Source organism: Paracidovorax citrulli (genome assembly GCF_900100305.1).
Classification (GTDB): Bacteria; Pseudomonadota; Gammaproteobacteria; order Burkholderiales; family Burkholderiaceae_C; genus Paracidovorax; species Paracidovorax citrulli.
The window spans coordinates 18746-29674 of sequence record NZ_FNEY01000045.1 but is presented as its reverse complement, the minus strand read 5'-3'; the positions used below and the strand labels follow the sequence as shown (position 1 = coordinate 29674).

Genomic DNA, 10929 nt, shown 5'->3' with positions numbered 1-10929 from the left:
GTTCGAACAGCTGGACCTGCTCGGGTGGGCAGGCCTGGGGGCTGCGGTGCGGGCGGGAGCTGCGGTCGAGCAAGCCATCGGGGCCTTCGTTGCGAAAGCGGGCCATCCACTTGTAGCCGGTGCGCAGGCTCACGCCTGCGGCTTCGCTGGCTTGGCGCATCGTCCAGTTCTGCTGGAGCACTCTGTCGACCAGAAGGGCTCGACCTGCGCGGGTCAATCGCGCATGCTTATGACTGTTCATCCGGTGTCCTGTCCTGAGTTGCTGGGGCCTGGTAACCACAGCTTCCCAGGTCGGGCCTGGATGAACAACCTATTGAGACATCACAACTAGCTGCCGGAACCCGATGCAGCGGGCGCTGCCGGCGCGGCCCCCGCCGGGGCACCCATGCCCTCGCGGCCGGCTGGCGTCGGCGTATCCGACCTCTGCGGTGCCGCGCCTTCCACGGAACCGTCCGGTACCGGCCCGCCGGTCTGGGCCGCCCCCTGCGAGGCCGGGGTCTCGTGGCCCTCGCCGGGCGGTCGCACGGGGTTCTTCGGACCCAGCAGGTTGAACGCCAGCACCGCCGTCAGCACGATGGCGGCCGTGGCGACGGCCATCCACCAGCCACGGCGGTTGTCCCGGTTGCTACGGGATTCGGGCGCCCCGGCACCGGAAGTGCGGGTGGTCCGGGTTTCGGTCGATGTCTGCATGGAGAAAGCCTCCCAGGCTGCTGCGATGCCCCACCATAGAAGCGCGGCCGCCCCGGGCCTGTCGGACGGAATGCCGGCCCGGGGCGCATCCGTCACGGCCCGGAAACAGGCCGCGGCGCCGGTCAGCGATTGGCGCAGAAACCGAACTGCGCGCTGGCACCGGGCTGCAGGGTGCGGTTCCAGGCCGCGCCCTGAACGGACAGTTCGTTGCCCACCTGCGTCACCTGGGAATCCCAGGCGTTATAGACCGTCCCCGAGACCGGAATGCGCACGGCCCAGTCCACCGGACCGGCATGGGGGTTGGTCACGGTCACATTCATGCAATAGCCCTGGCCCCAGTCGCTGTTGAAACTGGTGGCATAGGTGACCGGGCCGGTGGCGGGCGCCGGAGGCTCGGAATCCTGCACGGACCAGGCCGAACCCGCTGCGGGCAGCACCGGGGGGAACTGCACACCCAGCGACAGCTCGGGCCCCACGCTCAGGGGCACGCCGGACACCTCCAGCACCTGGCCGAACACATCGGTGATCTTCAGGTCGAACGGCCCCGGCCCCATGCCGCCCGGCGCGAGGAAGTAGTTGTACATCTGCCGCTCCAGCGGCACGTAGGTGCCGCCTGAACCGCTCGCGCGATAGGCGAGCGATGCCACAGCATTGCGCTGGTTGCGCACCTGCAGGGCGCTCCACGAAGCGCTGGAACCTTCCTTGAAAACGACGGACGCCGGCGTATCGGGCCCCGACACGTAGCGCCAGCGCAGCGAAACGATGCCCGCGTCGATCGGCGCGATCTGCGCGAGGGCCGGGATCGCCAGATCCAGCCCGTGCGGCGGGCAGTCGGGGCAGCGGTTGTCCACGCGCACCACCACCTTCTTCGACGTCGCGGGGTTCAGCACCTCGAGGTAGGCACCGCATGCCTGCGAGCCCTGGTAGTCGGAATCATTGATGGCAACGGTCAATACGTGTTCCGGGAACGGCAGACTGCAATTGCCGCCACCATCGTAGCCATAGAACGTGCCGCGCCCGGTATACGTTTCCCCCGGAGTGCCCTGCGCGGCCACCGGCAGCGCGACCGCGAGCGCCAGCCAGCCCCAAGCCAGCGCGCAGCGCCGGCCGAATACGGACAACAGAGATTTCGGCATGGATCCTTCCAACGTGGTGCGGCGCATGGCGACCATCGCCATCGACCGCCGTCGGCCCGGAGGACGGAACGGCCATCGCGCCGCCCTGCCCGGGCCTCCCACGCCGGTTGTACCCGCCGCCGCTCACCAGGGAATCATGAATACGAAGAGAATCACCGCCAAAGCGATGCCGGCCACCCACAAAGTGCGGGCACTGGCGAAGCGATTGCGGTTCGAAGAGGTGGGGACGGCGCCAGCCGAGTTGCGCGGTGCGTTCATGGGGTCTTCTCCATCGACGGGTTTGAAAGTCCCAAGGTAACCCGCCGTGCTTCCCGCGCCGCGTCGGACAACGCCATGCGGGCGGGTCGCGCAATGCCCCGACGTGCCGCACGCCTGTCGGAACCACTCATCCTGCGCCGGTGCATCGGCGGGAACGAATTTGAGATCCTGCGTGCAGGCGGATGCCCTGCCGTTTCCTGCAACCATCGCGCGAAGGCGCGGAAGTCCATTGCACCGGTGCGGCCGCACCTTCTCTCCAGAAGCGGCGTGCCTGGAGGGGGAGGACAGCCCCCCCCTGCGGCGGCGCGGCGATCAGCGCGTGGGCACGGCCTCGGCGCTGCCCGGCACTTCCGCTTCGGTGCGCCGCTCCACCGCATCGGCGTGCAGCGCTTCGTTGAACTGGTCCACCACCATGGCCCAGGGCGCATCCGCCTTGAGCTGCTCTGCCAGGAACTGGCGCTGCGCATCGTTCCAGAAAGGCGCATCGGCCACCTGCACCCCGGCACCGAGCTGGTGGGTATGGATGAAACGGGTGATGGCGTCCGGGCTTTCCTCCAGGCCCAATTGCAGGAACAGGTTGGTCATCGTCGGTTCGGTGGTGATCATGAAAAGCTCCTGGTGTGGGATCGATGCACCGACCTTAGGGCGAGCCCGCGGGCCGGCGCGTCAGACAACGCAGCGTTGGCCGGTCAGGACGGACACGGCCGGCAGCATCTGTTGCGTGCGAAAGCCCCTGCACGGTGCCCGCGCGGGTTCTAATCCAAGGATGGCCCAGCAGAAGCAATCGCGCAGAAAGAAATCCTCCCGCTCCCCCTCCATCGCCCTCCTGCACCGGTCCTCAGGCCGCGTGCGCCGGTTGCTGGTTTCCCTGTTCACCTCCGCGGTCGTGGGCCTGCAGGTCACGAGCTGCGGCGTCCACCCCACGCAGGGCCCCTGGTCCGGCACTGCCGCCCAGCCCACGCGCGCCGGCCAGTTCACGGAGTGCCGCCAGCACTTCGCCGGCGGCGTGCCGCCCCTCACCCCCGATGCGCCCCGGCTGCGCGAGCTGTGCTTCGACGCCTTCGCGGTGCTCCACAGCGGCAACACACGCACCCCCGTGTATGTGGCCGAGCGGCTCAACCGCCAGATCCTGCAGCAGGCCCGGCAGCAGCACCGCACCGACCATTTCTACGCGGACGCGCGGCTGCCGCGCGGCGAGCGCGCCGAACTCGAGGATTACCGCGGCTCGGGCTATGCCCGCGGCCACATGGCGCCTGCGGGCGACATGGGCACCCCCGAAGCCATGGCGCAGTCGTTCAGCCTCGCCAACATGGTGCCGCAGGATCCGAAGCAGAACAGCGGCCCCTGGGCACGCATCGAGGAGGACACGCGCCGCTACGCGATGCGCGCGCGCGGCGACGTCTATGTCATCACCGGCCCCGTCTTCGAGCCCGGGGCCAGGACCATCGGCGCCGGACAGGTGGCCGTGCCTTCGCACCTGTTCAAGCTGGTGTACGACGCCGGGACCGGGCATTCCTGGGCGCACTGGCAGCAGAACGCGCCGGGCGCCACCGCCGGCCCGCCGATCACGCTGCAGGAAGTGGAGCGCCGCACCGGCATGCGGCTGCTGCCCTCCCCGGTGCCCGCGCATTGACGCATCTTCGAGACGACCCCTTCCCACCTGCACGGCAATAGCTGTATATTCATACAGTCATTGCTACTTCAGGAGAAAAGGCATGTCCGAAACCGCCACCCTCGCCTACACCGTCGCCCTGTGCGATTTCCCCGAACTGCCGCAGCGCGAGCGCACCGCGGCCGAGGCCCGCTACGCCCGGGTGCTCGAGCGCCAGCTCGGCGGCCCGGAAGGCGTGGCCGGATCGCTCGCCGCGGTGCAATGCCTGCAGGACGGCGACGAGGCCCCCGAAGGCACGGACCCGATGGCCACCATCAACCGCTGGGCCCGCGCGGCGGCGGCGGCGCGTACCGCCGGCATGCAGGGCCTGGGGGAGCCGGAAGGAGCGTACTTCGAGGTGCGGCTGGCCTGACGGCCCACGGGCCGCAGGCCTGCGGGAGGACAATGCCGGGCTCTTTCCCATCCCTACCGGCCACCACATGACCTCCGCCCTTCCCGCGCAGGCCGCGGCCTTGCATGCCTGCGACCAGGCCGCCACGGCCCATGCCCTGCCATTCGCTGCACTGGTGCCGGCCATCGAGGCCGCCGCCGTCGAATTCCACCGCGGAGAGATCGCCAGCCCGGAACGCCTCGCGCTGCCGCTGGGCCAGGGCGGCGTGATGCTCAGCATGCCGGCGGTGGCACACGATCTCGGCATCCACAAGCTGGTCACCGTGCAGCCGGGCAACGCCGCCCGGGAGTTGCCGACACTGCACGGCATCGTCACGGTGTGCGATGCGCCGTCCGGCCGGCCGCTGTGCCAGCTCCACGGCCCGGAACTCACGGGCCGCCGCACGGCGGCCGTCTCGATGGTGGCGCTGGGCCGGCTGCTGGGGCAGGCACCACGGCAGATACTGCTGATCGGCACGGGCGTGCAGGCGTGGCACCACCTCCAGGCGATACGGGAGCTGCACCCCGCCTGCAAGGTGCTCGTTCGCGGCCGGACCGCCGTGGCGGCGCAGGCTTTCTGCGCGCAGGCCGCAGCGCCCTCCGCCGTCCAGCCCTGCCCCGAGGCCATTCCGGAGGCGGTCGATGCGGTCATCGCGCTCACCACCGCCACGGTCCCCATCTATGACGAGCCCGCCCGTGCCGGGCGCGTGGTGGTCGGCGTCGGCGCCTTCAGGCCCGGCATGGCCGAGATCGGCGCCACCACCCTGCAGGGCAGCGACCTGTACGCCGACGACCCGGCGGGCGCGCGGCACGAGGCCGGCGACCTGATCCGCGCGCAGGTGGACTGGAGCAGCGTCCATCCGCTCGCGTCGCTGGTCGCGGCCGAGCCCGACCGCAGCCGCCCGGCGGTCTTCAAGAGCGTGGGCACGGCCGCCTGGGATCTCGCGGCCGCGCGGGTCGCCATCCGGACGCTCGGCATCGCCGTGTGATCCGCACCACCTCGTTTTCTCGGGGCACTGCTCGGGAGGGCACCGAAAGCGTGCGCACAATCGGGGGTTGCGGTCCGCCCGGCCACGAGCCAGGCAGGCCTTCCTGCCTGCCGGGGCACCAGGCCCATACGATCGCCGTGCCCCATCCCTGCATCACAAGGAACATGCCAATGAGCAAGACCCAAACGATATTCCGCCTGACCGCCATGGCCCTGGGACTGGCCTGCGCGGCCGCCCATGCCCAGGCACAGGAGCGTGTCCGCATCGGCTTCATGAGCCCCGTCACGGGCCCGCAGGCGGCCAACGGAGGAGACAACCGCGACGGCGCCCTGCTCGCCATCAAGGAACTGAACGCCAAGGGCGTCAAGGTGGCCGGCAAGCCCGTGGTGTTCGAGCTGGACATCAACGACGACGTGGCCGATCCCAAGCAGGGCGTGCAGGTCGCCCAGACACTTGCCGACAAGAAGATCCGCTTCGTGCTCGGCCCCTACAACTCGGGCGTCACGGTGCCCGCCGCGCGGGTGCTGAACGACTCGGACATCCTCACGCTCACCGTGGCCTCCAACCCGAAGATCACGGAACTCGGCTACGGCACGCTGTTCCGCATCGGCGCCAGCGACAACCAGCTGGGCACCAAGATGGCCACCTACGCGGCGCAGGACCTGAAGCTCAAGACGGTGGCCGTGATCGACGACCGCACCGCCTACGGCCAGGGCGTCGCGCGCGAATTCACGGCGCAGGCCAGGCGCCTGGGCCTGCAGGTCGTGGCCACCGAATTCACCACCGACAAGGCCACGGATTTCAGCGCCATCCTGACCAACATCCGCGGCGCCAAGGCCGAGGCCGTGTTCTACGGTGGCTACTCGCCCCAGGGCGGCCCCCTGCTCAAGCAGATGCGCGCCCTCGGCATCACCGGGCCCCTGCTCGGCGGCGACGGCATCTGCTCCACCGAGACCGCCAACCTGGCCCAGCTCACCGGTGACCTGAACGTCTATTGCACCCAGGGCGGCTCGCTGCTGGACAAGAGCGACAAGGGCCAGAAATTCGCCGAGCGCTACCGCGCCGAATACAAGCGGGACCCGCTCACCTATGCCGCCGCCTTCTACGACGGCATGTACCTGCTGGCCAACGCCATGGAGTCGACCCAGTCCACCACCGACACGAAGAAGATCGCCCAGGCGATCGCCAATGGCAAATATGCCGGCGTGACGGGCGAGTTTTCGTACGACGTCAAGCACGACCTGAAGTCGTCGGCGGTGACGGTGTACACCTTCAAGGGCAAGGACGTGGTGCCGCTGAAGAGCCTGTAAGCAGGACGGCCCCGGGGCCGCCTGGGGCCGGCGCCTGCGAGCAGCAGCCTTCCGGCAATGAAGCCGCTGCGGCGTCAGGCGTCAGGCATGGGGCCGAGCAGCTCGGTCGTGCGCGCATCCTTCACGCCATCGAAGTACCGGGCCAGCACGGCATCGAAACAGCTGCCCGGCCCGGCCATCTCGGCGAACAGCGTCATGCTGGAGCGGAGCTTGATGTCGTCCGGGGAACCGAAGATCCCATGGGCAGACAGGCCGCCATCCAGGCCGAGCAGGACGCGGCAGGCTTCGCGCAGGCGCTCTCCGAGCACGGGATGCTCCAGGTAGGCCGCGGCCTCCGCGCGGTTCTGGATGGCGTAGCGTTGCGCCATGTCGCTGTGGCCCAGGCCCTGGATCTGGGGGAAGATGAACCACATCCAGTGGGAGCGCTTTTTCCCGGCTTTCAGTTCAGACACTGCCCGGTCCCAGACAGGCTCCTGGGCATTGATGAAACGGTCCAGGGCAACGGATGTGGGCATCGGCCCATTCTAGATGCGCGCCCGGGAAAGCGCCCCGTGGAAAGTAATGCCAAGGCAGCCTTAATTGGGGCAAGTGCCATACGGGCCCGGCCTGCCAGACCCGCCAAGCCTCAGAAAAGAAAAAACCCTGCTACGTTGTGCATAGCAGGGTTTCCTGGATTTTCCTGGTAGGACGTACAAGATTCGAACTTGTGACCAACGGATTAAAAGTCCGCTGCTCTACCAACTGAGCTAACGTCCCAACATTGCTGCCACGGCCCGGAGGCCGCAACAGCAAAGACTCAAATTATAGCGCTACTTTAGGGCCCGAACCAGATTCCGCGAGCCGATCGAGCACCCAGCCGGCGGCGCACTGGCCGAAGGTGGCGGTGACCGACACCACCGAGCCGTAGCCGTGGCAGTTCAGGGTGCCGTCCGCGCCGGCATCCAGCGCGCACGAGGCATGCGGAGGTGCCACGGCTTCGCGGCTGAAAACACAGGTGATGCCGATGCGGCGCCCTTCGCGCGCGGCGCCGTGCTGCTTGCGCAGGCGGTAGCGCAGCTGCGCGAGCAAGGGGTCGTGCGTGGTCTGCGAAAGATCGTCGATGTCCACCTTGTGGGCCAGGCGCTTGCCGCCGGCCGCCCCCACGCTGATGAAGCGGTGGTGGCCATGCCGCAGCTTCAGCGCCCAGGCCGCCATGGCGGTCTTGGCGTGGACCTGGTCGCAGGCGTCGATGACCGCGTCCACGCCCTCGGGCAGGATGGCGGGCCAGTTGCCGGGATCGACGAATTCCTCGATGCAGTGCACCTGGCAGCCCGGGTGGATCAGCGCGATGCGGTCGCGCATGGCCTCGACCTTGGCCTGTCCCACGGTGGTGGACAGGGCGTGGATCTGGCGGTTCACGTTGGATTCCGCCACGTTGTCGAGGTCGATGAGCGTGAGCCGCCCCACCCCGCTGCGGGCCAGGGCCTCGACGGCCCAGGAGCCGACACCGCCCACGCCGACCACCGCGACGTGGGCCGCGCGGATGCGGGCGGCCCCCTCCACGCCGTAGAGGCGCTCCAGCCCACCGAAGCGGCGGCGCAGGTCGGCGTCGAGGAGGAAGGGATCTTGCGCCCCCGGGCCGGAGCCCGAGGGAGGATGGGCGGAGGGCTGCGCCGTCTCCGGCGCCACCCCCTGCGGATGCTGCTGCCCCGGCGTGCTCACTTCAGCCGCGCGAGGCGTTCCTTGGCCGCGGCAGCGGCTTCGGACTGCGGATAGGCTCGCAGCAGGTCTTCCAGCGTCTTGCGCGCGGCGCGCGTGTCCTTCAGCTCGATCTGGCAGTTGGCGATCGACAGGGCCGCTTCCGGCGCGCGCGCATGGTCGGGCGACGCGGCCAGCAGGGCCTTGAAGTTGTTGATCGCTTCCTTGTAGTCGCGCGTGGCGTACTGGGCGTTGCCCAGCCAGAACCGGGCCGAGGGCACGTAGCCGCTGCGGGGATACTGGCGCAGGAAGTTGCCGAAGGCGGACACGGCATCGGGGAATTTGCCCGAACGGAACACGGCCAGCGCGGCTTCGAAGTCGCGCTTTTCCGCGGGGTCGGCCTGGAATTCCTGGCCGTCCATGGTCACCTTGGCCGGCTCGAACTGCTTGAGGCGTTCGTCCACGCCCTGGGCGATGTCCTTCTGCCGGCGCTGCAGGTCGGCCACGTCGCGCTGCAGCTGCTCGTTCTGGCCGCGCAGGCTGGCCTGCTCCGAACGCAGGGTTTCGATCTGCGATTGCAGGTCGATGAGGCTGCGGCGCATCTGGGACGTCTCGTCCGAGCTGCGGCGCTGGTCGCCGCCCAATTGCTGCTGGAGCGCATCGACGCGCTGGCGCAATTCGAGGATGGCGCGGCGGGCCTCTTCGTCCTCGAAGAGCGCGGCATGGCTGGCCGTGGCACCGAAGCCGGCCGCCAGCGACAGCGCGGCGAGCGCCGCCGCCTTGCGGACGCGCTCACGCGTCCGCTGCTGCACGGTGGGGTTCGCCATCAACGGTAGGACAGTTCAACGCGGCGGTTCTGCGAGAAGGCGTCTTCCGTGTTGCCTTGCACCGCGGGCTTTTCCTTGCCGAAGCTCACGGCTTCCATCTGGGCCTCGGGCACGCCCAGAAGGCCCAGCGCGCGGCGCACGGCCTCGGCACGCTTCTGGCCCAGGGCCAGGTTGTATTCGCGGCCGCCGCGGTCGTCGGTGTGGCCTTCGATCATGACCTTGCGGCCCTGGCTGGCCTTGATGAACCGGGCGTGCTGCTCGATGAGCGACTGGTACTCGGGCTTGACGACGTAGCTGTCGAAGTCGAAATACACGATGCGGGCCACGCCGACCGGGCCGGCAGCGTCGCGCGCCGACTGGTTCAGGTCCACGGGAGCGACGCCGCTCTGGGAATTTCCGCTGGAATTGGCACCGTCGGGAGCCGTGGAGGTGGCCCCCTTGTTCTCGACAGGCACGTCCTCCAGCTTCACGCCCGAGCTGCAGCCCGCCATGAGAGCGGCCACGGTGAGGGCCAGGGAAATGCGTTTGAAGGGAAGGTTGATCATTGGGATGGTTCTCCTAGTCCGGATAAAGCGTTACTGTCGAGTCTGAAAAACGAAAAAGATTCAAATTATTGTTTCTGGAACGGACCCCAGTCCGGCTCCCGGATATCGCCATTCTGCCCCGCCAGACGGGCCTTGATCTTGCCGTCCAGCGTGGTGGTCATCAGCGCTTCGCGGCCCTGCTGCTGGGTCGCATAGACGATGAGTCTGCCATTGGGCGCGAAGCTCGGGCTCTCATCGGCGGTGGTGTCGGTGATGGCGGTCACGCTGCCGGACGTCAGATCCATGACGTGGAGTTTGAAAGCCCCTCCCACACGGGAGATGTAGGCCAACCACTTGCCATCGGGGCTGATGCTCGGAGAAATGTTGTAGGTGCCCGTGAAGGTGACGCGCTCGGCGCTTCCCCCCGTGGCGGGCACGCGGTAGATCTGCGGGGCGCCGCCGCGATCGCTCACGAAGTAGATGCTGCGGCCGTCGCTGGAATAGGTGGGCTCGGTGTCGATGCCCGAACTCTGCATGAGCCGGCGGGGCTCGCCGCCGTTGGCGTCGATCGTGTAGAGCTGCGAGCTGCCGTCGCGGCTGAGGGTGACGGCGAGCGTGCGGCCGTCCGGCGACCAGGCGGGCGCGCTGTTGGAGCCGCGGAAGTTGGCGATCAGGCGGCGACGGCCGGTCGAGACGTCGTGCACGTACACCACGGGCTTGCGCGACTCGAACGACACGTAGGCAAGCTGCGTTCCGGAGGGCGACCAGGCCGGCGAGATGATGGGCTCGGGGCTGGAGAGCGCCGACTGGGCGTTCTCGCCGTCGGCGTCCGCCACCCAGAGGCTGTAGCGGCTGCCGGCCTTGGTGACGTAGGCGATGCGGGTCGAGAAGATGCCGCGCTGGCCGGTGAGCTTCTCGTACACGTAGTCGGCGATGCGGTGGGCGACGAGCCGCAGGTCGGCCTGCGTGACCACGAAGCTCTGGCCGCCCTTGTCCTCGCCGCGCACCGTCTCCCAGAGGCGGAAGCGCACGTCGTAGCGGCCGTCCGGCAGGCGCGTGATGCTGCCGGTGGTGAGCGAATCGGCGCCCTTCTGCTTCCAGAGGGCCACGTCGGGGCGGGAGTTTTCGTCCAGTTGCGGGCCGGAGGCGTCCACGGCACGGAACTGGCCGCTGCGCTCCAGGTCGGCCTGCACGATGGCGGAGATCTTCTGCGGTGCACCCGCCTCGCCGCGGAACGGCGCGATGGCCGTCGGCAACTGGGTCAGGCCCACGCCGGTGATCTCGACGCGGAACTGCGCGAAGGCGGGAAAGGAGGCTGCGGAGGCGAGGGCCACGATGGCGTGGCGGCGCGTGGCGTGCGGCAGGGCCGCGGCGAGAGGATGGGATGGGCGGTCTGAAGTCATTGACAGCGTTGGGATACCGGACCATTCGCCGGAGGGAAACCGGAAGGTCAGGGGCCGAATGTTACACACAGGGC

General features: G+C 68.8%; 14 protein-coding genes and 1 tRNA gene. 4 read left to right on the top strand and 11 right to left on the bottom strand.

Annotated elements, in window-relative coordinates; all coding sequences use genetic code 11:
* The 5 genes from BLR99_RS20865 to BLR99_RS20845 all read right to left on the bottom strand — a co-directional run.
* Nucleotides 1-241 (bottom strand): leucine zipper domain-containing protein (locus BLR99_RS20865; RefSeq protein ID WP_139160162.1); only part of this gene is annotated, 241 nt, incomplete at its 3' end.
* 86 nt (nucleotides 242-327) lie between these two features.
* Nucleotides 328-690 carry a hypothetical protein gene (locus BLR99_RS20860; RefSeq protein WP_011796453.1) on the bottom strand — a complete coding sequence of 121 codons (363 nt, stop codon included), beginning with the start codon at nucleotides 688-690 and terminating at the stop codon, nucleotides 328-330.
* 122 nt (nucleotides 691-812) lie between these two features.
* The gene (locus tag BLR99_RS20855) at nucleotides 813-1826 is read right to left on the bottom strand and encodes an expansin EXLX1 family cellulose-binding protein (protein WP_041828084.1); all 1014 of its coding nucleotides are present in this window, start codon (nucleotides 1824-1826) and stop codon (nucleotides 813-815) included.
* Between the two features lie 123 nt (nucleotides 1827-1949).
* The gene (locus tag BLR99_RS23715; protein ID WP_017438923.1) at nucleotides 1950-2084 is read right to left on the bottom strand and encodes a hypothetical protein; all 135 of its coding nucleotides are present in this window, start codon (nucleotides 2082-2084) and stop codon (nucleotides 1950-1952) included.
* 312 nt (nucleotides 2085-2396) lie between these two features.
* Nucleotides 2397-2690, bottom strand: coding sequence for a DUF2789 domain-containing protein (locus BLR99_RS20845; RefSeq protein WP_011796455.1), 294 nt, complete (start codon nucleotides 2688-2690; stop codon nucleotides 2397-2399).
* 160 nt (nucleotides 2691-2850) lie between these two features.
* Between BLR99_RS20845 and BLR99_RS20840 the strand changes: the two genes are divergently transcribed.
* From BLR99_RS20840 to BLR99_RS20825, 4 genes are all read left to right on the top strand, one after another.
* Nucleotides 2851-3717, top strand: a complete 867-nt coding sequence (locus tag BLR99_RS20840) for a DNA/RNA non-specific endonuclease (RefSeq protein ID WP_017438922.1) — start codon at nucleotides 2851-2853, stop codon at nucleotides 3715-3717.
* An 82-nt stretch (nucleotides 3718-3799) separates the two neighbouring features.
* Nucleotides 3800-4108 carry a hypothetical protein gene (locus tag BLR99_RS20835; RefSeq protein ID WP_011796457.1) on the top strand — a complete coding sequence of 103 codons (309 nt, stop codon included), beginning with the start codon at nucleotides 3800-3802 and terminating at the stop codon, nucleotides 4106-4108.
* Nucleotides 4109-4175: 67 nt separating this feature from the next.
* Nucleotides 4176-5114, top strand: coding sequence for a bifunctional Delta(1)-pyrroline-2-carboxylate/Delta(1)-piperideine-2-carboxylate reductase (lhpI, locus tag BLR99_RS20830; RefSeq protein ID WP_046060070.1), 939 nt, complete (start codon nucleotides 4176-4178; stop codon nucleotides 5112-5114).
* A 170-nt stretch (nucleotides 5115-5284) separates the two neighbouring features.
* Entirely contained in the window at nucleotides 5285-6424 is a 1140-nt protein-coding gene (locus tag BLR99_RS20825) for a branched-chain amino acid ABC transporter substrate-binding protein (protein ID WP_017438513.1), read from the top strand.
* Nucleotides 6425-6498: 74 nt separating this feature from the next.
* On the opposite strand, the gene BLR99_RS20820 is transcribed toward BLR99_RS20825, so the two are convergent.
* The 6 genes from BLR99_RS20820 to tolB form a co-directional block, all read right to left on the bottom strand.
* On the bottom strand, nucleotides 6499-6939 hold the full coding sequence (locus BLR99_RS20820; RefSeq protein ID WP_017438512.1) for a DUF1810 domain-containing protein: 441 nt from the start codon (nucleotides 6937-6939) through the stop codon (nucleotides 6499-6501).
* Between the two features lie 165 nt (nucleotides 6940-7104).
* Nucleotides 7105-7180: transfer RNA gene (locus BLR99_RS20815), tRNA-Lys, on the bottom strand.
* Between the two features lie 45 nt (nucleotides 7181-7225).
* On the bottom strand, nucleotides 7226-8125 hold the full coding sequence (locus BLR99_RS20810; protein WP_011796460.1) for a tRNA threonylcarbamoyladenosine dehydratase: 900 nt from the start codon (nucleotides 8123-8125) through the stop codon (nucleotides 7226-7228).
* Entirely contained in the window at nucleotides 8122-8928 is an 807-nt protein-coding gene (ybgF, locus tag BLR99_RS20805) for a tol-pal system protein YbgF (protein ID WP_011796461.1), read from the bottom strand. The genes BLR99_RS20810 and ybgF overlap by 4 nt, the downstream gene beginning before the upstream one ends.
* A complete protein-coding gene (pal, locus tag BLR99_RS20800) occupies nucleotides 8928-9473 on the bottom strand; it encodes a peptidoglycan-associated lipoprotein Pal (RefSeq protein ID WP_011796462.1) in 546 nt (181 codons plus the stop codon). The genes ybgF and pal overlap by 1 nt, the downstream gene beginning before the upstream one ends.
* Nucleotides 9474-9538: 65 nt before the next feature.
* Nucleotides 9539-10855 (bottom strand): Tol-Pal system beta propeller repeat protein TolB, encoded by a 1317-nt coding sequence (gene tolB / locus BLR99_RS20795; protein WP_011796463.1) that lies wholly within the window; start codon nucleotides 10853-10855, stop codon nucleotides 9539-9541.
* Nucleotides 10856-10929 lie beyond the last annotated feature (74 nt).